General features: G+C 71.9%; 15 protein-coding genes and 1 riboswitch. Of the genes, 11 read left to right on the forward strand and 4 right to left on the reverse strand.

The genetic code is table 11. From position 1 onward, the window contains the following. Positions 1 to 108: 108 nt before the first annotated feature. A complete protein-coding gene (locus ABZZ79_RS19345) occupies positions 109 to 1,278 on the forward strand; it encodes a citrate synthase/methylcitrate synthase (protein ID WP_356690238.1) in 1,170 nt (389 codons plus the stop codon). Positions 1,279 to 1,648: 370 nt separating this feature from the next. Next, positions 1,649 to 2,953 (forward strand): CobW family GTP-binding protein, encoded by a 1,305-nt coding sequence (locus ABZZ79_RS19350; RefSeq protein ID WP_356690240.1) that lies wholly within the window; start codon positions 1,649 to 1,651, stop codon positions 2,951 to 2,953. Positions 2,954 to 2,994: 41 nt separating this feature from the next. Here ABZZ79_RS19350 and ABZZ79_RS19355 read toward each other — a convergent pair whose 3' ends face one another. Then, positions 2,995 to 5,454, reverse strand: coding sequence for a DNA topoisomerase IV subunit A (locus ABZZ79_RS19355; protein WP_356690242.1), 2,460 nt, complete (start codon positions 5,452 to 5,454; stop codon positions 2,995 to 2,997). Between the two features lie 247 nt (positions 5,455 to 5,701). On the opposite strand from ABZZ79_RS19355, the gene ABZZ79_RS19360 reads away from it, so the two are divergent. The 4 genes from ABZZ79_RS19360 (at position 5,702) to ABZZ79_RS19375 (ending at position 10,751) form a co-directional block, all read left to right on the forward strand. Beyond that, the gene (locus tag ABZZ79_RS19360) at positions 5,702 to 7,108 is read left to right on the forward strand and encodes a pitrilysin family protein (RefSeq protein ID WP_356690244.1); all 1,407 of its coding nucleotides are present in this window, start codon (positions 5,702 to 5,704) and stop codon (positions 7,106 to 7,108) included. After that, on the forward strand, positions 7,105 to 8,493 hold the full coding sequence (locus ABZZ79_RS19365; RefSeq protein ID WP_356690246.1) for a pitrilysin family protein: 1,389 nt from the start codon (positions 7,105 to 7,107) through the stop codon (positions 8,491 to 8,493). Before ABZZ79_RS19360 ends, ABZZ79_RS19365 begins: the two co-directional genes overlap by 4 nt. Before the next feature lie 237 nt (positions 8,494 to 8,730). Next, positions 8,731 to 8,894, forward strand: a riboswitch (cyclic di-AMP (ydaO/yuaA leader). 12 nt (positions 8,895 to 8,906) lie between these two features. Next, the gene (locus ABZZ79_RS19370) at positions 8,907 to 9,671 is read left to right on the forward strand and encodes a M23 family metallopeptidase (protein ID WP_356690248.1); all 765 of its coding nucleotides are present in this window, start codon (positions 8,907 to 8,909) and stop codon (positions 9,669 to 9,671) included. Between the two features lie 384 nt (positions 9,672 to 10,055). Further along, on the forward strand, positions 10,056 to 10,751 hold the full coding sequence (locus tag ABZZ79_RS19375; protein WP_356690250.1) for a GntR family transcriptional regulator: 696 nt from the start codon (positions 10,056 to 10,058) through the stop codon (positions 10,749 to 10,751). Positions 10,752 to 10,965: 214 nt separating this feature from the next. Here the strand turns inward: ABZZ79_RS19375 and ABZZ79_RS19380 are convergent, their stop codons facing one another. After that, positions 10,966 to 11,247 (reverse strand): HPr family phosphocarrier protein, encoded by a 282-nt coding sequence (locus ABZZ79_RS19380; RefSeq protein WP_356690252.1) that lies wholly within the window; start codon positions 11,245 to 11,247, stop codon positions 10,966 to 10,968. A gap of 213 nt (positions 11,248 to 11,460) precedes the next feature. On the opposite strand from ABZZ79_RS19380, the gene ABZZ79_RS19385 reads away from it, so the two are divergent. The 4 genes from ABZZ79_RS19385 (at position 11,461) to ABZZ79_RS19400 (ending at position 16,990) form a co-directional block, all read left to right on the forward strand. Further along, positions 11,461 to 14,328, forward strand: a complete 2,868-nt coding sequence (locus tag ABZZ79_RS19385) for a GNAT family N-acetyltransferase (protein ID WP_356690254.1) — start codon at positions 11,461 to 11,463, stop codon at positions 14,326 to 14,328. A gap of 175 nt (positions 14,329 to 14,503) precedes the next feature. Continuing rightward, the gene (locus ABZZ79_RS19390) at positions 14,504 to 15,100 is read left to right on the forward strand and encodes a DUF5998 family protein (RefSeq protein WP_356690445.1); all 597 of its coding nucleotides are present in this window, start codon (positions 14,504 to 14,506) and stop codon (positions 15,098 to 15,100) included. After that, positions 15,100 to 16,290 carry a nucleotide pyrophosphatase/phosphodiesterase family protein gene (locus tag ABZZ79_RS19395; protein WP_356690256.1) on the forward strand — a complete coding sequence of 397 codons (1,191 nt, stop codon included), beginning with the start codon at positions 15,100 to 15,102 and terminating at the stop codon, positions 16,288 to 16,290. The genes ABZZ79_RS19390 and ABZZ79_RS19395 overlap by 1 nt, the downstream gene beginning before the upstream one ends. Before the next feature lie 46 nt (positions 16,291 to 16,336). Beyond that, positions 16,337 to 16,990: a thymidine kinase gene (locus ABZZ79_RS19400; RefSeq protein WP_356690258.1), complete on the forward strand. Its 654-nt coding sequence runs from the start codon at positions 16,337 to 16,339 to the stop codon at positions 16,988 to 16,990. 127 nt (positions 16,991 to 17,117) lie between these two features. Here the strand turns inward: ABZZ79_RS19400 and ABZZ79_RS19405 are convergent, their stop codons facing one another. After that, on the reverse strand, positions 17,118 to 17,921 hold the full coding sequence (locus ABZZ79_RS19405; RefSeq protein WP_356690260.1) for a VOC family protein: 804 nt from the start codon (positions 17,919 to 17,921) through the stop codon (positions 17,118 to 17,120). 304 nt (positions 17,922 to 18,225) lie between these two features. On the opposite strand from ABZZ79_RS19405, the gene ABZZ79_RS19410 reads away from it, so the two are divergent. Then, positions 18,226 to 19,077: a sulfurtransferase gene (locus ABZZ79_RS19410; protein WP_356690262.1), complete on the forward strand. Its 852-nt coding sequence runs from the start codon at positions 18,226 to 18,228 to the stop codon at positions 19,075 to 19,077. A 349-nt stretch (positions 19,078 to 19,426) separates the two neighbouring features. Here the strand turns inward: ABZZ79_RS19410 and sepH are convergent, their stop codons facing one another. Continuing rightward, positions 19,427 to 20,455 carry a septation protein SepH gene (gene sepH / locus ABZZ79_RS19415; RefSeq protein WP_356690264.1) on the reverse strand — a complete coding sequence of 343 codons (1,029 nt, stop codon included), beginning with the start codon at positions 20,453 to 20,455 and terminating at the stop codon, positions 19,427 to 19,429. Between the last annotated feature and the right edge of the window lie 572 nt (positions 20,456 to 21,027).

The following is a 21,027-nucleotide window of genomic DNA, read 5'->3' on the forward strand; positions in this document are numbered from 1 at the left end:
ACGGTCACCGTATCCACATCTGTGACATGTTGATTGCGTATTGATTCAATCAATATTGACAGACATTGAGTCAACCGTGGACAGTCGAATCAAGTCCAGGGAGGAAACATGTCCGTCAACCGATCCGCATCAACTCTTGTCGACGTACCGCGAGGGCTCTCGGGCGTAGTCGTCACCGACACCGAGATCGGCGACGTACGGGGACGCGAGGGCTTCTACCACTACCGCCAGTACTCGGCCGTCGAGCTCGCGCAGACCCGCGGTTTCGAGGACGTCTGGCATCTCCTGGTCCACGGCGAACTCCCCGATGCCGGGCGGAGCGCCGCCTTCGCCGCCGAGACGGCCGCGCTGCGGCGCCTGCCCGACGAGGTGGCCGCGGCGCTGCCCGCGATCGCGGTGGGCGGTGGCCGCTCCGGCCCGCTCGCGGGTCTGCGCACGGCGCTGTCGCTGCTGGGGGCGGCCAAGGGCTTCCGACCGGTGTACGACATTGACGCCACTCAGCGACGTATGGACGTCGTGACGGCGACCGCTGCCGTGCCGACACTGTTGACAACACTGCACCGCCTGGGCCTCGGACTTGATCCGGTCCAGCCTCGTGAGGATCTGTCGTATGCGGCCAACTACCTGTACATGTTGACCGGTTCGGAGCCCGACCCGCGGCATGCCCGTGCCGTCGAGCAATACTTGATCTCAACCATTGACCACGGATTCAATGCGTCAACCTTCACGGCGCGTGTGGTCGCCTCGACCGGCGCGGACGTCGCCGCCTGCCTTGTCGGCGCCGTCGGCGCGCTGTCCGGCCCCCTGCACGGCGGTGCCCCCAGCCGCGCGCTCGACACCCTGGACGCCATTGGCACCTCGGACCGCATCGACCCCTGGGTGCGCGAACGCGTCCTCGCGGGCGACCGGATCATGGGCTTCGGGCACGCGGTGTACCGCACCGAGGACCCCCGGTCGAGGATGCTGCGAGAGATCGCGCAGGGGTTCGGCGGTGAGCGGGTCGAGTTCGCCGTGCAGGTCGAGCGCGGTGTGGAGGCGGTGCTCGCCGAGCTGAAGCCGGGCCGTGAACTGCACACCAACGTCGAGTTCTACGCGGGCCTGGTCATGGAACTGTGCGGGCTGCCGCGGGACATGTTCACGCCGACCTTCGCGGCGGCGCGGGTGGTGGGCTGGAGCGCGAACATCCTGGAGCAGGCCGAGGACTCGAAGATCATCCGGCCGGTGGCGCGGTACGTGGGTCCGGTGCCGCCGGTGCCGGTTCCCGGCCGGGCCGCTTGAGGTCGAGCCGGGTGGCGCCTGAGACCGACCTGGGCCGCTTGAGAGCGGGCGGGTCGCCCGAGAACGGGCAAGGCCCCGGCGTCGCACGGGGGACGATGCCGGGGCCCGGTGGCGGGCGGGTGCTGCTCAGGCGTCGGGGATGTCGCGCTCTGATCGGCAGGGAGGCGGAGAGAGGAGGCGCATGAGGGATGCGAGGGTCGCACACGTCTCGCACTCCCCGGCGCCTTGCCAGACGTCTGCCCCGCAAATGCTGCTAACAATCGTTCACATCACCGGGTTTCCTGCGGCTCGTATCCTGGGGCGGCTGTCAATCCTCAAAGCGCGCACGGTTGCGAGCCGGTGTGCGCGTGGGCGTGAGAGAGGTCGCACATTGGGTCCGAGTCCGCGGCAGATCCCCGTCGTCGTGCTCGCCGGATTCCTGGGTTCCGGCAAGACCACGCTGCTCAACCACCTCCTGCACCACAGCGGAGGCAGCCGTATCGGCGCGATCGTCAACGACTTCGGCGCGATCGAGATCGACGCCCTGGCCGTGGCCGGCGCGCTGGGCGACTCGACCGTGTCCCTCGGCAACGGCTGTCTGTGCTGCGCCGTGGACGCGAGTGAACTCGACGTCTACCTGAAGCGGCTCGCCCACCCCGCGGCCGGTATCGACGTCATCGTCATCGAGGCCAGCGGACTCGCCGAGCCGGAGGAACTCGTGCGGATGGTGCTGGCGAGTGAGTTGCCCGACATCGTCTACGGCGGGCTCGTCGAGGTCGTGGACGCCGTCGAGTTCGACGACACGCGCGCGCGGCACCCCGAGATCGACCGCCATCTCGCGCTCGCCGACCTGGTGGTGGTCAACAAGACCGACCGGGCGGCGGACCCCGCGCGCGTCCTCGGTCTCGTCCGCTCCCTCACTGACCGCGCAGCCGTCGTCCCCGCAGCGTACGGCCGTATCGACCCGGAGTTCCTCTTCGACTGCCGACCCAGCGAGGAGCGCATCGGGCAGCTGTCCTTCGACGATCTGTACGAGCGGCCCGTACGGGACGACAACACGGTCGACGACGCCGAGGGCGGCCACTCGGCGGACCACCACGCGTCCGACGACGACTTGCCCGACGACGACTTGCCCGACGACCACGTGTCCGACAACCACCCGGCCGTCGGCCACGCGTCCGACAAGCATGCGACCGACGATCACCCGGTCGTCGGCCACGTCGGCCACGTCGGCCACGTCGGCCACGCGGGCCACCTCCACACCGCCTACGACAGCGTGTCCTTCGTCTCCGAACTCCCTCTCGACCCCCGCCGTTTGATGGGCTTCCTCGACAGCCGCCCGGAAGGGCTGTACCGGATCAAGGGGTACGTCGACTTCGGGCCGCACGACCCGCGCAACCGGTACGCCGTGCACGCCGTGGGGAGGTTCCTGCGTTTCCGACCGGAGCCCTGGGCGGCTGCCGCGGCGGCCGACGCCCGCCTGACCCAGCTCGTCCTCATCGGCTCCGGCATCGACGCGCCCGCCCTCGCCAAGGAACTCGACGCGTGCAGGAGCGACGCCCCGCACGCCGACGAGCACGGCATGTGGGGCGTCCTGCGCTACGTCCGCGCCCCGGAGGAGGACCTCGGCGAGGACCCCGCTGAGGAACCGGCCGAGGAACCGGCCGAGGAACCGGGCGGCAAACCCGGCCTCTGACCGACCGGCCTCCGCAGAGTCGGCGGCACAGGATCCACCCTCTAGAAGACCGGCCCCGCCACCACAGACACCGTCTTCGCCAGCGAGACCCCCGACCCGTCACGGCGCGGATCAGGCTCGGGCAGCTCGGCCGGCGTGCCGTTCTTCTGGGCGGCCCGCGCCGGAACGGGGCCCGCCCAGGCCAGGGACAGACAGTCCTCGCCCTTCAGGAACCGCTGGCAGCGCACGCCACCGGTGGCCCGCCCCTTGCGCGGATACTGGTCGAACGGGGTCAGCTTGGCCGTCGTCTGCACGGAGTCGTCCAGCGTGCCGCGTGAGCCCGCGATCGTGAACACCACCGCGTCGACCGCCGGGTCCACCGCCGTGAACGAGATGACCTTCGCGCCCTCGGTGAGCTTGACGCCCGCCATGCCACCGGCCGGACGGCCCTGCGGACGCACCTGCGAGGCCTGATAGCGCAGCAGTTGGGCGTCGTCCGTGATGAAGACCAGGTCCTCCTCGCCGGTGCGCAGCTCCACCCCGCCGACGATCCGGTCGCCGTCCTTGAGGGTGATGACCTCCAGCTCGTCCTTGTTCGACGGGTAGTCGGGCACCACGCGCTTGACCACGCCCTGTTCGGTGCCGAGCGCCAGACCGGGGGAGGACTCGTCGAGCGTGGTCAGACAGACGATCGTCTCGTCGTCCTCCAGCGAGACGAACTCCGCGAGCGGCGCCCCGCCCGACAGGTTCGGCGCGGTCGCCGTGTCCGGCAGCTGGGGCAGGTCGACCACGTTCAGCCGCAGCAGCCGGCCGGTCGAGGTGACCACACCCACCTCGCCCCGCGCGGTGGTCGGCACCGCGGAGACGATCACGTCGTGCTTGGCGCGCCGCCCGTCGGTGTCCTCTGGAAGGGGCTCACCCGTCGCCGTACGCGCCAGCAGGCCCGTCGAGGACAGCAGCACCCGGCAGGGGTCGTCGGCGACCTGGAGGGACACCGTGGGGGCCGGGGCGCCCGCGGACTCCAGCAGGACCGTACGGCGGTCGGTGCCGAACTTCTTGGCGACCGCGGCCAGCTCGTTCGAGACCAGCCTGCGCAGCTCCGTGTCCGACTCCAGGATCCGGGTCAGCTCCTCGATCTCGACGTTCAGCCGGTCCTTCTCCGCCTCCAGCTCGATCCGGTCGTACTTGGTCAGGCGGCGCAGCGGCGTGTCGAGGATGTACTGCGTCTGGACCGCGCTGAGCGAGAAGTGCTCCATCAGGCGCTCCTTGGCCTGCGCGGAGTTCTCGCTGGAGCGGATCAGGCGGATCACCTCGTCGATGTCCACCAGCGCGGTGAGCAGGCCCTCGACCAGGTGCAGCCGGTCGCGGCGCTTGCCGCGGCGGTACTCGCTGCGGCGCCGCACGACCTCGAAGCGGTGGTCGAGGTAGACCTCCAGCAACTCCTTGAGGCCGAGGGTGAGCGGCTGGCCGTCGACGAGCGCGACGTTGTTGATGCCGAAGGACTCCTCCATCGGCGTCAGCTTGTAGAGCTGCTCCAGGACCGCCTCGGGCACGAAGCCGTTCTTGATCTCGATGACCAGGCGCAGGCCGTGCTCGCGGTCGGTGAGGTCCTTGACGTCGGCGATGCCCTGGAGCTTCTTCGAGCCGACCAGGTCCTTGATCTTGGCGATGACCTTCTCCGGGCCGACCGTGAACGGCAGCTCGGTGACGACCAGGCCCTTGCGGCGCGCGGTGACCGTGTCCACGGAGACCGTCGCGCGGATCTTGAAGGTGCCGCGGCCGGTCTCGTAGGCGTCGCGGATGCCGGCCAGGCCCACGACCCGGCCGCCGGTGGGCAGGTCGGGGCCCGGCACGTGCCGCATCAGGGTGTCGAGGTCGGCGTTCGGGTACTTGATCAGGTGGCGGGCGGCCGCGATGACCTCGCGCAGGTTGTGCGGCGGCATGTTCGTCGCCATGCCGACCGCGATGCCCGAGGCGCCGTTGACCAGCAGGTTCGGGAAGGCGGCCGGCAGAGCCACCGGCTCCTGCTCCTGGCCGTCGTAGTTCGGTGCGAAGTCGACCGTGTCCTCGTCGATCGACTCGGTCATCAGGCTGGTGGCCTCGGCCATCCGGCACTCGGTGTACCGCATGGCGGCGGGTGGGTCGTCGTTGCCCAGGGAGCCGAAGTTGCCGTGACCGTCGACCAGCGGGACACGCATCGAGAACGGCTGCGCCATGCGCACCAGGGCGTCGTAGATCGACGCGTCACCGTGCGGGTGCAGCTTGCCCATGACCTCGCCGACGACACGGGCGCACTTCACGTAGCCGCGCTCGGGGCGCAGCCCCATCTCGTTCATCTGGTAGACGATGCGGCGGTGCACCGGCTTGAGGCCGTCGCGGGCGTCCGGCAGGGCGCGGGAGTAGATGACCGAGTACGCGTACTCGAGGAAGGAGCCCTGCATCTCGTCGACGACGTCGATGTCGAGGATCTTCTCCTCGTACGAGTCGTCGGGCGGCGGGGTCTTCGTGCTGCGGCGGGCCATCGCTGCCGGCTCCTTGATCTGAAGCGTGAACGGGATCTGACGCGGACCATTGTGGACCTGGGTACTGACAACACCGGACCAGGACCCGGCATCGCCAGTGGCACATGTGCCCGCAGGCTACGGGATCTCGCTCTCGGCGTACGGCGGCCGGGAACTTCACCAGCGGTCCGCACGCTTGCATACAGTGGCAGGACCGGCAGGAGAACAGCGGTTTTCAGTGACCGCGACAGCCATCGAAGGGACGTACATGCCCATGGGTCACACGGCCACAGACCAGGCAGGCTCCGGGGGCCTGACAGCGACCGAGCACCGCCTGGCCAATGGCCTGCGCGTGGTGCTGTCCGAGGACCACCTGACCCCGGTCGCGGCGGTGTGCCTCTGGTACGACGTCGGCTCCCGCCACGAGGTCAAGGGACGCACCGGGCTGGCTCACCTTTTCGAGCACCTGATGTTCCAGGGCTCGGGACAGGTCAAGGGCAACGGCCACTTCGAACTGGTGCAGGGCGCGGGCGGCTCGCTCAACGGCACCACCAGTTTCGAGCGCACCAACTATTTCGAGACCATGCCCACCCACCAGCTGGAACTCGCTCTCTGGCTGGAGGCCGACCGCATGGGCTCGCTGCTGGCGGCCCTGGACGACGAGTCCATGGAGAACCAGCGCGACGTCGTCAAGAACGAGCGCCGCCAGCGCTACGACAACGTGCCCTACGGCACCGCGTTCGAGAAGCTGACCGCCCTCGCCTACCCCGAGGGCCACCCGTACCACCACACGCCCATCGGTTCGATGGCCGACCTGGACGCGGCGACCCTGGAGGACGCGCGCGCGTTCTTCCGCACGTACTACGCGCCCAACAACGCGGTCCTGTCCGTGGTCGGCGACATCGATCCCGAGCAGACGCTCGCCTGGATCGAGAAGTACTTCGGCACCATCGCGGCCCACGACGGCAAGCCCGCCCCGCGCGACGGCACACTGCCCGACGTGATCGGCGAGCAGTTGCGCGAGGTCGTCGAGGAGGAGGTCCCCGCGCGGGCCCTGATGGCCGCCTACCGGCTGCCGCACGACGGCACGCGCGCGTGCGACGCCGTCGACCTGGCGCTCACCGTCCTCGGCGGCGGCGAGTCCTCACGCCTGTACAACCGGCTGGTACGCCGTGACCGTACGGCCGTCGCGGCCGGCTTCGGTCTGCTGCGCCTGGCCGGGGCGCCCTCGCTGGGCTGGCTGGACGTCAAGACCTCCGGGGACGTCGAGGTGCCGGTCATCGAGGCCGCCATCGACGAGGAGCTCGCCCGGTTCGCCAAGGAGGGGCCGACCGCCGAGGAGATGGAGCGCGCCCAGGCGCAGTTGGAGCGCGAGTGGCTGGACCGGCTCGGCACGGTCGCCGGCCGCGCCGACGAACTGTGCCGCTTCGCGGTGCTGTTCGGCGACCCGCAGCTCGCCCTGACCGCCGTGGAGCGCGTGCTGGAGGTGACGGCAGAGGAGGTCCGCGAGGTCGCCGCGGCACGGCTGCGGCCCGACAACCGCGCGGTGCTCGTCTACGAGCCGCTGTCCGCGGAGTCCGCGCAGCACACCGAGGACGAGGACTTCCCCGAGGACCCGGAGGCCGAGGCCACCGTCGAGGCCGGTGCCGACAAGAACGAGGAGACGGCCAAGTGAGCGAGCTCGCCACCATGGACTTCCACCCCCAGCCCCAGGCGGGCGAGGCCCGGCCCTGGGCGTTCCCGGCGCCCGCGCGCGGAACCCTCGACAACGGCCTGACGGTGCTGCGCTGCCACCGCCCCGGCCAGCAGGTGGTGGCCGTCGAGGTGCTCCTGGACGCGCCGCTCGACGCCGAGCCGGCCGCTCAGGAGGGCGTGGCGACGATCATGGCCCGCGCCTTCTCCGAGGGCACCGACAAGCACTCCGCCGAGGACTTCGCGGCCGAGCTGGAGCGCTGCGGCGCCACCCTCGACTCGCACGCCGACCACCCGGGCGTCCGCCTCAGCCTGGAGGTCCCCGTCTCCCGGCTGGCCAAGGCGCTCGGCCTGCTCGCCGACGCGCTGCGGGCGCCCGCCTTCGCCGACAGCGAGATCGAGCGGCTGGTGCGCAACCGCCTCGACGAGATCCCGCACGAGCTGGCCAACCCGGGCCGGCGCGCGGCCAAGGAGCTCTCCAAGGAGCTGTTCCCGACGGCCTCGCGCATGTCCCGCCCGCGCCAGGGCACCGAGGAGACGGTCACCGCGATCGACTCCGCGGCCGTGCGCGCCTTCTACGAGCGGCACGTGCGCCCCGCCACCGCCACCGCGGTGGTCGTCGGCGACCTGGAAGGCATCGACCTGGACGCCCTGCTCGGCGACACCCTGGGCGCCTGGACGGGCTCCAAGGCCGCGCCCCGGCCGGTCCCCGCGGTGACCGCCGACGACACCGGCCGGGTCGTCATCGTGGACCGGCCCGGTGCCGTGCAGACCCAGCTGCTCATCGGCCGCGCCGGGTCCGACCGGCACGACCGTGTGTGGCCCGCGCAGGTGCTCGGCACGTACTGCCTGGGCGGCACCCTCACCTCCCGCCTGGACCGCGTCCTGCGCGAGGAGAAGGGCTACACCTACGGCGTGCGGTCGTTCGGCCAGGTGCTGCGCTCCGCGCCCGACGGCTCGGGCGTGTCGCTACTGGCCATCAGTGGTTCCGTCGACACCCCGAACACCGGCCCCGCCCTGGCGGATCTGTGGACGGTGCTGCGCACGCTGGCGGCGGAGGGCCTGACCGACGCCGAGCGGGACGTCGCCGTACAGAACCTGGTCGGTGTGGCGCCGCTGAAGTACGAGACCGCCGCCGCCGTCGCGGGCACGCTGGCCGACCAGGTCGAGCAGCACCTGGCCGACGACTTCCAGGCGACGCTGTATCAGCAGCTCGCCGTCACCGGCACGGTGGAGGCCACGGCGGCCGTCGTGAACGCCTTCCCGGTGGACCGGCTGGTGACGGTCCTCGTCGGTGACGCGGCGCAGATCAAGGAGCCGGTCGAGGCCCTCGGGATCGGTGAAGTCACCGTCGTGACGGCCGAGTAGGGACGTGCGGGCACGCGCGCGTGGCGGTGAGATTCACGTCAAGCGCGCGTGGGGCCCTGGTGACCGGAGCGTCACCAGGGCCCGTTTTTGTCTGAATTGGTGAGGGATTGCGGGAGAGGGAGCCCTTCTGCCCTGTGGCGTGCGCTACAAAACCTCTGATCGGTTTGAGGATTGAAAGACCGGCCCCTTAGCGTCATGCGGGCTGTTCGTCAGGCAGTGCGCCGCATCCGCGGCACCGGACAGTCATCGCCGAGTCCCCCCACGGCGCGAGCCAGGGGAGCCGGGGACCCATCGCAGTCCCTGGGGTGAATCGGACGCCCGCGCTCAGGCGAGGGGGTCCGTAGGAGACCTTCCTGCTCCGAACCCGTCAGCTAACCCGGTAGGCGAGAGGGAAGGAAAGGACCAGCCACTACATGGCGTTCACCCGCGCCACCGGGAAGCATCGTCGTCCCAGCCGGATGCAGCGCGGCACCGTCCGCGCGGCGGGCGTCGCGGCGCTCACCACCACCGGCGTCATCGGCACCCTGGCCGCACCGGCTCTCGCGGCCGAGCCCGAGGCCGAGCAGACGGGCCTGCTGCCGGTCGTCACCATCGGCGACAGCGTCGCCGACCAGATCGACGCCCAGGCCGCCGCGCAGAAGCAGGCCGCCGAGGAGGCGCTCGCCGAGCAGCGAGCCGAGGCCGCCGCCAAGAAGCGCGCCGAGGCACGGGCCGAGGCGGCCCGTGAGGCCGAGGAGCGTGCCGCCCGCGAGGCCGAGCGCAAGCGACTGAACACCTTCGTGTCGCCGATCGCCGGCTCCTACGTCTCCACCGGCTACCGCACGGGCGGCGCCGTGTGGTCCTCCGGCAGTCACACCGGTGTCGACTTCCACGCCGCCAGCGGCACGGTCGTCCAGGCCGTCGGCATGGGCACCGTCGTCGAGGCGGGCTGGGGCGGCGCGTACGGCAACCAGGTGGTGATCCGGATGCACGACGGCACCTACACCCAGTACGGCCACCTGTCCTCCATCGCCGTCTCGGTGGGCCAGACGGTCGTCCCGGGCCAGCAGCTGGGCCTGTCCGGCGCAACCGGCAACGTCACCGGCCCGCACCTGCACTTCGAGGCGCGCACGACCTCGGAGTACGGCTCGGACATCGACCCGATCTCCTACCTGCGCTCGCACGGCGTGAACCTCTGATCCCCGCACCGGCACGTACGTCGCGACCCGTGTACGTCATGACCTGCGGACGCCGCGACCTGCGTACGTAGTGATCCGCATATGTAGTGATCCGCGCTAGTCGTCACTCGCGCATCTCGTCCCGAAAGCCCCGGCCGTCACGGCCGGGGCTTTCGGCGTTCCTGCCGCCCGGAGTCCCGATCCCGTCGAGGGAGCCTCGCTCCCGTCGTCAGCGTGTTCGCCGCCCGTCGCCGGAGCGTTCGATTCGGCTGTCCGGGACGGTCGTATGTCCAAAAAGTATTCATGGATTCCGGCCTGCCTTCGGAAATGCGGCGTGATTGCAATAGAGTCGCTGAACACACGTCAATCGTCGACGTTTCATGGGGATTAATGCGGAGGTCGGTCATGCGTGTTCCGGCGCACTCGGTGTGCACGGCGATCCGGGACGACATCATCGCGGGTGTCTACGAACGCGGCAGCCGGCTCACCGAGGACGTCCTGGCGCGGCGCTACGGCGTCTCGCGCGTCCCCGTCCGGGAGGCCCTGCGCACGCTGGAGGCGGAGGGGTTCGTGGTGACCCGGCGGCACGCGGGCGCCTGCGTCGCCGAACCCACCGAGCAGGAGGCGGCGGACCTCCTGGAGATGCGCATGCTGCTGGAGCCGCTCGGCGCCTCCCGGGCCGCCCAGCGGCGCACCGAGGCCCATCTGAAGGTGCTGCGCGGTCTCGTGCGACTGGGCCAGGAGCGAGCCAGGCGCGGCAGCAGCGACGATCTGCGGTCCCTGGGGAGCTGGTTCCACGAGACGCTCGCCCAGGCCTCCGGCAGCCCCGCCCTGATCTCCGTGCTGACCCAGCTGCGGCACAAGATCGCCTGGATGTACTCCGTGGAGCCGCCGGCCGGTCCGGTGGAGTCCTGGGCCGAGCACGGCGCGATCGTGGACGCCGTGGCGCGCGGCGACAGCGAACGCGCGCGGGCGATCACCGCGCTGCACGCCGAACGGGCGAGCGCGGCGCACCGGCTGCGTATTCCCGGATCGGCGGACCGCGGCGACCGGGTGAGGACTTCGCAACATTCCGTAAACATGTCGGGCCTGCGGCATTAACAAGCGCACCGTATACAAAGAGGAGATATTCGTGGTGGAGGTGTCTTTCCGCTGCCCTTCTTCGCGTGCGCCGATAATTCCGGCTGTGCGCTCAAAGGCATGCCCGGGGAATTCCCTCGCCTCTCTTCGATGAATTCTGGTGCCGTTCCGGGAAACGGTGAAGCCGCGTCGCCCGGACGGGTGACGCGGCTTCGGGGTGAGCTGCTCGGGCCGCTCAGACGGTCTCGGGAAGCTCCTCAAGACCCTCGGAGACCAGCTTCGCCAGACGGTCGAGAGCGGCGGCCGCGCCCTCGGCGTCGGAGGCGAGCACGATCTCCTCGCCACCCTGGGCGCCCAGGCCGAGGACGGCCAGCATGGAGGCCGCGTTGACGGGGTTGCCGTCGGCCTTGGCGATCGTCACCGGGACGCCTGCGGCCGTGGCGGCTCGGACGAAGATGGAGGCGGGGCGGGCGTGGAGACCCTCGGCCCAGCCGACGTTGACGCGGCGCTCAGCCATGTGATGCTGCCCTTCACTTTCTCAGGGTTGTCTAGACCAGTGTTCCACACTGTGCGGGGTGCCCGGAACGGTCCTCCGTCCCGTGGCCCTGGGGACGGGGAACGGCCCTCCGTCCCATACCGCCGCGGTCGCCGGACCGCGGCCTCGGCCCGGCGTGTTTCCTCCACAGACTGCCCCGCGCCGTTGTCGTACGCGAGCCGTACGCTGGGGCCCATGCAGAGCGCGCCGGACCGGCAGGAGTACCCCGACCACTGGGAGGCCGACGTGGTGCTGCGCGACGGCGGCACCGCGCGCGTGCGCCCCATCACCGTCGACGACGCCGAGCGACTGGTCAGCTTCTACGAGCAGGTCTCCGACGAGTCGAAGTACTACCGCTTCTTCGCGCCCTACCCACGTCTTTCCGCCAAGGACGTCCATCGCTTCACCCACCACGACTTCGTGGACCGGGTGGGCCTCGCGGCCACCGTCGGCGGCGAGTTCATCGCGACCGTGCGCTACGACCGCATCGGCGCCGACGGCCGACCCGCCTCGGCCCCCGCCGACGAGGCCGAGGTGGCGTTCCTGGTGCAGGACGCCCACCAGGGCCGCGGTGTCGCCTCCGCCCTGCTGGAGCATGTCGCGGCCGTCGCCCGCGAGCGCGGCATCCGCCGGTTCGCCGCCGAGGTGCTGCCCGCCAACAACAAGATGATCAAGGTGTTCACCGACGCCGGGTACACCCAGAAGCGCAGCTTCGAGGACGGTGTCGTACGCCTGGAGTTCGACCTCGAACCCACCGACCGCTCGCTCGCCGTGCAGCGCGCGCGGGAGCAGCGCGCCGAGGCGCGGTCCGTGCGGCGGCTGCTCGCCCCGGGTTCCGTCGCCGTCGTCGGCGTCGGCCGCACCCCCGGCGGCGTGGGCCGCGGCATCCTCGGCAACATCCGGGAAGCGGGCTTCACCGGACACCTGTACGCCGTCAACCGGGCCTTCCCCGAGGACCTGAATGAACTCGACGGGGTGCCGGCCCACCGCTCGGTGCGGGACATCCCCGGGCCGGTGGACCTCGCGGTCGTCGCCGTGCCCGTCGGACGCGTGCCCGACGTCGTCACCGAGTGCGGCGAACACGGGGTGCAGGGACTCGTGGTGATCTCCGCCGGGTACGCCGAGAGCGGGCCCGACGGCCGCGCGCGTCAGCGTGAACTCGTCCGCCACGCGCGCGCGTACGGCATGCGGATCATCGGGCCCAACGCCTTCGGGATCATCAACACCTCGCCCGAGGTCAGCCTGAACGCCTCCCTCGCGCCCGAACCGCCCCGGCCCGGCCGCATCGGGCTGTTCACCCAGTCCGGGGCCATCGGCGTCGCGCTGCTGTCCCGGCTGCACCGGCGCGGCGGCGGCGTCACCGGCGTCACCGGTGTGTCCACCTTCGTCTCGGCCGGCAACCGCGCGGACGTCTCCGGCAACGACGTCGTGCAGTACTGGTACGACGACCCGGACACCGACGTCGCCCTGATGTATCTGGAGTCCATCGGCAACCCGCGCAAGTTCACCCGCCTCGCGCGGCGGACGGCGGCGATGAAGCCACTGGTCGTCGTGCAGGGCGCCCGGCACGGCGGCGCCGCCCCGCAGGGCCACGCGGTACGGGCGACGCGGCTGCCGCACGACACGGTGTCCGCGCTGCTGCGGCAGGCCGGGGTGATCCGGGTCGACACGATCACCGAGCTGGTCGACGCGGGGCTGCTGCTCGCGCGCCAGCCGCTGCCGGGCGGCCCCCGGGTGGCGATCCTCGGGAACTCCGAGTCCCTCGGGCTGCTGACCTACGACGCGTGCCTGTCCCAGGACCTGCGGCCGCTGCCGCCGCTGGACCTGACGACCGGGGCGTCTGCGGAGGACTTCCGGCGCGCGCTGTCCCGGGCGCTGGCCGACGAGACGTGCGACGCGGTCGTCGTGACGGCCATCCCGGCGATCGGGGAGGGCTCGCCCGACGACGCGGAGCTGGCGGAGGCCCTGCGGTCGGCGGCGGCACAGACGCCGGGCAAGCCGGTGCTCGTCGTGCACGTCGAGCTCGGTGGACTCGCCGCCGCGCTGTCGGCCGCGACGAGCACCGCGCCCCAGGCCGGTGACAGGGCGGGCGGCGCCCACCCGTTCCGCCCCGCGGACCGCGAGCCCCACGCCACGGCCGGGCGGCCCGCCGAGACACCGGGCACCGCCCCCGCCGGCCCACCCGCACCCGGCGCGGCCCCCCGCCTCATTCCCGCCTACCCCGCCGCCGAACGAGCCGTGCGCGCCCTCGCCGAAGCCGTGAAGTACGCCCAGTGGCGGCGGGAGGCCACCGACCCGGGCAAGGTCCCCGAGTACGAGGACATCGACGAGAAGGGCGCCGCCGCGCTGATCGGCGGGCTGCTCGCCCGGGGCCAGGGGCTCACCCTCGGCACCGACGAGACCGGTGATCTGCTCGGGACGTACGGGATACGGGTGCTGCGCGCCCTGCCGGCACCCACCCCCGAGGTTGCCGCGCAGTCCGCGCGGGTCCTCGGATACCCCGTCGCCCTCAAGGCCACCGCACCGCATCTGCGGCACCGCGCGGACCTGGGCGGTGTCCGGCTCGACCTGGCCGACGAGGAGCAACTGAGGCGGGCATACACCGAATTGACCGAGCTGTTCGGTTCCCCCGAGGAGCTGCGGCCGGTCGTGCAGCCGATGGCCCCGCGCGGGGTCGACACCGTCGTACGGGCCGTGATCGACCCGGCGGCGGGTGCCGTGCTGTCGTTCGGGCTGGCCGGAGCCGCGTCCCAGCTGCTCGGGGACACCGCGCACCGGCTGATCCCGGTCACCGACCGGGAGGCGACCTCGCTGGTCAGGTCGATCCGGACGGCGCCGCTGCTGTTCGGCTGGCGCGGTTCGACCCCGGTCGACACCCCGGCCCTGGAGGAACTGCTGCTGCGCGTGTCCCGGCTGGTCGACGACCACCCCGAGGTGGTCGCCGTCACCCTGGAACCGGTCGTCGTCTCCCCGCATGGCCTGAGCGTGCTGGGCGCCTCCGTCCGCCTGGCCCCGCCGCCTGCGCGCGACGACCTCGGTCCGCGCACCCTGCCCGTGTACTGACGACCTCCGCCCGCGCACCCTGCCCGTGTACTGACGACCTCCGCCCGCGCGTCCTGCCCGAGTGCCGACGATCTCGGTCCGCGCACCCGGCCCGCGTACCGAGCACCCCCGGCCCGTCCCTGGGTATACCGAGGAGTGCGTGACCGGTCCCTCGCAGTCAGTGCGCCACCGTAGGATGGACATCATGGCCAAGACCAGTACGACGACCCAGGGGCTGCGTGCGGCGATCGAGCGCAGCGGCTACTACCCGGCCCTCGTGGCCGAGGCGGTGGAGGCCGCCGTGGGCGGCGAGCCCATCCGGTCGTACCTGGTCCACCAGGAGACCACGTTCGACCAGAACGAGGTCCGTCGGCATGTGACCGTGCTGGTCCTCACCGGCAACCGGTTCATCGTCAGCCACACCGACGAGCAGGCCGCCGACACCACCTCCCCGACGCCGTACGCCACCACCTCCACGGAGTCGGTGAAGCTCGACCGGATCTCCTCGGTCGTGGTGAGCCGGGTCGTGGCCAACCCCGAGCAGTACGCGCCGGGCACCCTGCCCCGTGAGGTCGTGCTGACCATCGGCTGGGGCGCGGTCTCCCGCATCGACCTGGAGCCCGCCGCCTGCGGCGACCCCAACTGCGACGCCGACCACGGCTACACCGGCAGCTCCACGGCCGACGACCTCAGCCTGCGGGTGAGCGAGGCCGGGGACGGGCCGGAGACGGTGCGCCAGGCGCTCGCCTTCGCCCAGGCCGTCTCCGAGGCCACCGCGGACACCGCCCGCTGATGGTGCACGCCGCCTCCTGGGACCACCCGGAACCTCTCGCCGTCGAGTCCGCGCCCGTACCCGAGTACGGCAGCGGCTCGCTCGCCGACCTGCTGCCCACGATCGCCGCGGGCATGGGCGTGCCCGGCACGACGGCGACGATCACCGAGCTCGCCGCGTCCGACCGCGCCTGCGTGTTCCTGATCGACGGCCTCGGCTGGGAGCAGTTGCGGGCGCACCCGGACGAGGCCCCGTTCATGGCCTCGCTGCTCGCCAGTTCGCGCGGCGGTACCGGCCGCCCGATCACCGCGGGCTACCCGGCGACCACCGCGACCTCCCTCGCCTCCGTCGGCACCGGCCTGCCGCCGGGCGCCCACGGCCTGCCCGGCTACACGGTGCGCAACCCCGACACCGGCGAGCTGATGAACCAGCTGCGCTGGCAACCGTGGACCCCGCCGGGCCCCTGGCAGCCGTACCCCACGGTCTTCCAGCTCGCCCACGACGCCGGCGTGCACGCCGCGCAGGTGTCCTCCCCGGCCTTCCAGAACACGCCGCTCACCAAGGTCGCGCTCAGCGGTGGCACCTTCCACGGGCGGCTCACGGGCGAGGAACGCATGGACTTCGCGGCCGAGCAGCTGGCCGCCGCCGACCGCGCCCTGGTCTACACGTACTACGCCGAACTGGACGGCGCCGGGCACCGCTACGGCGTCGCCTCCGACACCTGGCGCGGCCAGCTGATGTACGTCGACCGGCTCGTGCAGCGGCTGGCCGAGCGGCTCCCGCCGCGCACCGCGCTCTACGTCACGGCCGACCACGGCATGATCGACGTACCGTTCGACGAGCAGCACCGCATCGACTTCGACGAGGACTGGGAGCTCCAGGCCGGCGTCACCCTGCTCGGCGGCGAGGGCCGCGCGCGGCACGTCTACGCGCTGCCGGGCGCCGAGAACGACGTCCTGGCCTGCTGGCGCGAGGTGCTCGGCGAACAGTTCTGGGTGGCCTCGCGGGACGAGGCGATCGCGGCGGGCTGGTTCGGCCCGCACATCGACGAACGGGTGTACGCCCGGATCGGCGATGTGGTCGCCGCCGCCCGGGACGACGTCCTGATCATCGCCTCCGAGCGGGAGCCCAAGGAGTCGGCGATGGTCGGCAACCACGGCTCGATGACCCCGGTCGAGCAGCTCGTCCCGCTGCTCGAAGTACGCTCCTGACCCCTGGTCCCGTTTGTTCCCCCCGCCGAAAGGTGCTCACTTTCCCATGCCCGAGCTGGTGTTCTTCTCCGGAACGATGGACTGCGGGAAGTCGACGCTGGCTCTGCAGATAGAGCACAACCGGTCCGCCCGCGGCCTCCAGGGCGTGATCCTCACCCGCAACGACCGCGCGGGCGAGGGCAAGCTCTCCTCGCGCCTCGGCCTTGTGACGGACGCGGTCGAGGTCGAGGACGGCACCGACCTGTACGCCTACCTCGTCGACCTGCTCTCGCAGGGCGGCCGCGCGGACTATGTGATCGCCGACGAGGCGCAGTTCCTCGCGGAGGAGCAGATCGACCAGCTCGCGCGCGTCGTCGACGACCTGGGCCTGGACGTCTACGCCTTCGGTATCACCACCGACTTCCGCTCCAAGCTCTTCCCCGGTTCCCAGCGGCTCGTCGAACTCGCCGACCGCGTCGAGGTCCTCCAGGTCGAGGCCCTGTGCTGGTGCGGCGCCCGCGCCACGCACAACGCCCGTACCGTCGGCGGCGAGATGGTCGTCGAGGGCGCCCAGGTGGTCGTCGGCGACGTCACCCAGTCCGCCGACGAGATCGTCGGCTACGAGGTCCTCTGCCGCCACCACCACCGCCGCCGCATGACCGCCGCCTCGGCCCGGGCCGCGGCCCTCTCCCCGGACGTCCTGCCGGTGCAGCCGGCCTGACGGCACCGGCTGCACCCGTTCGTCTCCCGCCGCGGACCGAAGCCCGTACGTCTCCCGCCACGGGCCGAAGTCCGTACGTCCCCGCCCGCGCGGACGGAGTCCGTACGTCCCCGCCGCGGACCGAAGGTCAGGTGTGGCTTCGGATCAGGGCGAAGCGGGCGCCCTCCGGGTCGGTGACGGTGGCTGTGCGGCCCCAGGGGCCGTCGTGGGCCGGGGTGAGGACGTGGCCGCCGAGGGCGGTGAGGCGGGGGAGGGTCTCGTCGACGTCGGCGACCTCGAAGTACGTCAACCAGTGTGAGCCCCGGTCCCTCGGAAGGGCGTTGCCGACGCCGTGGATGTTGACGACGGGGCGGCCATGCAGAAGGAGGGTGATGTCGTCCGAGCCGGTGGAGTCGGCCGGGCGGCGTTCGAAGCCGAAGACGGTCTCGTAGAACTTCAGGACGGTGGCGGACTCGAAGGTGAGCAGTTCGTTCCAGGCGGTCGCGCCGGGTACGCCGGTGACGGCGATGCCGAGGTGCGCGGCGGCCTGCCAGATGCCGAACACCGCGCCCGAGGGGTCCGAGCCGATCGCGAGGCGCCCGGCCTCGTCGGCGTCCAGCGGTCCCACCCCGATCGTGCCGCCGCACGACCGGACGGCCTCGGCGGTCTGGTCCACGTCGTCCGAGGCCAGATAGGGCGTCCAGGCGATCGGCAGTTGCCGGTCCGGGGGCAGCTGACCGATGCCGGCCACCTCCCGGCCGTCCAGCACGGCCCGTACGTACGGCCCGAGTTGCTGCGGGCCCGGCCGGAACTCCCAGCCGAACAGCGCTCCGTAGAACTCCTGGGTCGAGGTCAGCCCGTGCGCCATCAGGCTCACCCAGCAGGGCGTGCCGGGCGCGCGCCGGGCGTGTGCTGCGCCGTTCTGGCCGGCCGAACCCCGTGCATCGGTCATCGTCACTCTCTCCTCGGCCCCTTCGCGGTGGCCGTGTCGCCTTCGCTCTGCGGATTCCGGTGCCGATGCTCGCACCACCCGTGGTCCGGTGCGCTCCGGGCGCGCCGCCGTGCCGCGGCCGGTGAGCCGCTCCACGCCGGAGGATGCCCGGCGCGCGGCTTCCCGGCCGTTTCCGTGTGATTGCCGACGGGTGGAGATCGGCTGTACAGCATGTGCCCGACTCCGTACGTCCGGTGACCGGGCAGGTCCGGCAGAGTAGCCGGACCCGGACGTTGCGGCCACCCCGTGCGCAAGGATGGGGGCCATGAACGCCATCATCTCCACATCCGAACTCGCGAGCGAACTGACCGGCGAGAACCCGCCCGTGGTACTCGACGTCCGCTGGCAGCTCAGCGTCGCCAAGGCGGCGGGCGAACCGCCGTTCGACGGCCGTGCGGAGTACGCCGCCGGGCACATCCCCGGCGCGGTCTTCGTCGACCTGGACAGGGAGTTGGCCTCCGAGCCGGGCAAGAACGGCCGGCACCCGCTGCCGGATGTGACCGAATTCGGCGCCGCGATGCGCCGCGCCGGTGTCTCCGCCGCGCGACCGGTGGTCGTGTACGACGGTGGGCAGGGCTGGGCGGCGGCGCGGGCCTGGTGGCTGCTGGGGTGGACCGGTCACCCGGACGTGCGGGTCCTGGACGGCGGGTTGCCGGCCTGGGACGGCTCGCTGTCGACCGCGCTGCCGACGCCCGACGAGGGCGATTTCCAGCCGAACCCGGGCGCCCTCGGGCTGCTCGACGCCGACGCGGCCGCGGAACTGGCCCGTTCCGGTGTGCTGTTCGACGCTCGCGCGGGTGAGCGCTACCGGGGTGAGGTCGAGCCGATCGACCCCGTCGGCGGCCACATCCCCGGCGCAGTGTCCGCCCCCACCAACGACAACGTGGCCGAGGACGGCCGCTTCCTGCCCTCGGAGGCCCTGCGGGAGCGCTTCACGGGCCTCGGCGCCGTGGACGGCACCCAGGTCGGCGTCTACTGCGGTTCCGGCGTCTCCGGGGCCCACGAGGTCCTCGCGCTCGCGGTCGCGGGCATCCCGGCGGCGCTGTACGTCGGTTCGTGGTCGGAGTGGTCCTCCGACCCGTCCCGGCCGGTGGCGGTGGGCCCGGCCCCGCAGTGACGCGGGCGGCGGCCGCGGCGGGAGCTTCGACGCGAGCGGGACGCGTCCGCCGCGCCGACGAGTGACGCGCCCTCGCTGTCGCGGCCGCCGAGGCAAACGCCTTCGGCCGAACGGCCGTTGGGCGCGGCTCTCCCGAATCGGCGCCGTCGTTGCGGCAGTCCGGCCGGGCCTGTCGCGGGCCCGCGCCGGCGCCGGGCCGCGGTCGGCAGTTCGACGGCAGGGTTCACTCCCGGCGGCCGCGCGCGGCGGGCAGCAGCGGCCGGCAGAGCGGCAGCACACGGCACCCGACGCCCGCGCACGGCATCGACCCGTGTCGACACGGGCCCGGGTCCTGTCACTCGGCGGAGCGCTACTCCTGCTTCTTGCGGCGCGTGCCGAAGACGATCTCGTCCCAGCTGGGGACGGCCGCGCGACGGCCGGGCCGGACGCCGTCGGCCTCGGCCTGGCGGTCGGTGGCGCCGACGAGACGGTCGCGATGGCTGCCGACGGAGCGCGGCATGAGGACGTCCGCGTAGGCCGAACCGGCCGAGGCGGCGGGAGCCGGGGGCTCCTCCGCCACCGGCTCGTCGACGGGCTCCTCCGCAGGCTCCGCGGCGGGCCGCTCCGGCACCACCAGGTCGCCCCGGAAGCTCGGCACCGCCTCCAGCAGGCTGGTCAGCGAGTCCCGCTCGCTCGTGGTCTCCTCCACGGGCTCCGGCGCGGGCGGACTCGGCCGCTCGCGGTCGGCGGTACGGTCCAGCGGGCGGTCGCGCGGCAGCCGGGCGATCCGCGGTACGAACGGAAAGCTGGGCTCCGGCGCACCGAGGTCGTCGGACTCGCCGATCAGCGAGCGCGCCTCGGAGTCGACGGCCTGGACGAGCCGCCGGGGCGGGTCGTACGTCCAGCTCGCGGAGTGCGGCTCCCCGGCGACGCGGTAGACCAGCAGGACCTCCCACGTGCCGTCGTCGCGGCGCCAGGAGTCCCACTGCACGGTGTCCTTCTCGGCGCCGCGCAGCAGCAGTCGCTCCTGGACGGCCTCGCCCAGCAGCGGGCCGGAGTTCTCGCCGGGGCGTCGTACGGGTGTCTTACGGGCACGCTCGGCCATGAAGGCGCGTTCGGCCAGCACGGGACCCTCGAAACGCCGTACGCGATCGACGGGGATGCCGGCCATCTGGGCGACCTCTTCCGCGGTCGCGCCGGCGCGTATCCGCGCCTGGATGTCGCGCGGGCGGAGATGACTCTCCACCTCGATCTCGATCTGGCCGAGGCGGGGACGGTCGCCGCGCACGGCGGCGCGCAGCCGCTCGTCGATCGGAAGGGTGTACTCCGTTGAGTCGGCAGCCTTGAGCACCAGCCGTGTGCCGTCATTGGAGACGGCCACGACACGCAGTTCGGGCATGGGGACCTCCCGGGTGGTGCCTGCCGACGTCACGTGCGTCGCTGCTTCCGCTAGTCGAGTGTGACCTGCCCGGGTGCAGCCTGCCACAACCTTGCCGAGTTGCCCGGCGTGTCGGGCAAGAGCCCTGGACCGCCGTTATGGCACGGTTACCTATTCGCAACGCTAAGTGACCAACTCCGTCACCCTGTGCAACAAGCCCCCTCCCGGCGGTCCTTGAGGTCGTGGACGCCCTGGCGGGAGGCTGGACCCAGGGCTCGCAACAGTACTCCATTCGAGCCATGTGCGGTGATGTGCACGCCGCTCAACTTCCCCCGGAACGCGACTGCGGGGCGCCTTGAGCCGGTTTCCCGATCTTGAGCGTGGCGTACTTCACGCAATCGACAGAAACGGAACGAACTGTTTCGTCCGCGCCTCCCCCTCTCGTACGGTCTGTCGACCGAATGCCGGAAAGCGCGCGGAATTCCGGAATGCGTGAAAGGCCTGACAAGAACGGCGAGTTGTGAGGGGCTTCCGGCATTTCTTCCAGCGTGCGGGGAAGAGGATCCGTGACACTCCCGGCGAGTGTGCGGCAC

Origin of the sequence: Streptomyces sp. NPDC006458, assembly GCF_040612135.1 — a bacterium.
In the GTDB taxonomy this organism is placed as follows: domain Bacteria; phylum Actinomycetota; class Actinomycetes; order Streptomycetales; family Streptomycetaceae; genus Streptomyces.

What these genes read in the sequence shown, in the direction of transcription:
- ABZZ79_RS19355 (WP_356690242.1), bottom strand. Translation starts at nt 5,454, where the DNA reads ATGGCCCGCCGCAGCACGAAGACCCCGCCGCCCGACGACTCGTACGAG.
- ABZZ79_RS19345 (WP_356690238.1), top strand. Translation starts at nt 109, where the DNA reads ATGTCCGTCAACCGATCCGCATCAACTCTTGTCGACGTACCGCGAGGG.
- ABZZ79_RS19380 (WP_356690252.1), bottom strand. Translation starts at nt 11,247, where the DNA reads ATGGCTGAGCGCCGCGTCAACGTCGGCTGGGCCGAGGGTCTCCACGCC.
- ABZZ79_RS19375 (WP_356690250.1), top strand. Translation starts at nt 10,056, where the DNA reads ATGCGTGTTCCGGCGCACTCGGTGTGCACGGCGATCCGGGACGACATC.
- ABZZ79_RS19410 (WP_356690262.1), top strand. Translation starts at nt 18,226, where the DNA reads ATGAACGCCATCATCTCCACATCCGAACTCGCGAGCGAACTGACCGGC.
- ABZZ79_RS19405 (WP_356690260.1), bottom strand. Translation starts at nt 17,921, where the DNA reads ATGACCGATGCACGGGGTTCGGCCGGCCAGAACGGCGCAGCACACGCC.
- ABZZ79_RS19370 (WP_356690248.1), top strand. Translation starts at nt 8,907, where the DNA reads ATGGCGTTCACCCGCGCCACCGGGAAGCATCGTCGTCCCAGCCGGATG.
- ABZZ79_RS19360 (WP_356690244.1), top strand. Translation starts at nt 5,702, where the DNA reads ATGCCCATGGGTCACACGGCCACAGACCAGGCAGGCTCCGGGGGCCTG.
- ABZZ79_RS19395 (WP_356690256.1), top strand. Translation starts at nt 15,100, where the DNA reads ATGGTGCACGCCGCCTCCTGGGACCACCCGGAACCTCTCGCCGTCGAG.
- ABZZ79_RS19400 (WP_356690258.1), top strand. Translation starts at nt 16,337, where the DNA reads ATGCCCGAGCTGGTGTTCTTCTCCGGAACGATGGACTGCGGGAAGTCG.
- sepH (WP_356690264.1), bottom strand. Translation starts at nt 20,455, where the DNA reads ATGCCCGAACTGCGTGTCGTGGCCGTCTCCAATGACGGCACACGGCTG.
- ABZZ79_RS19385 (WP_356690254.1), top strand. Translation starts at nt 11,461, where the DNA reads ATGCAGAGCGCGCCGGACCGGCAGGAGTACCCCGACCACTGGGAGGCC.
- ABZZ79_RS19390 (WP_356690445.1), top strand. Translation starts at nt 14,504, where the DNA reads ATGGACATCATGGCCAAGACCAGTACGACGACCCAGGGGCTGCGTGCG.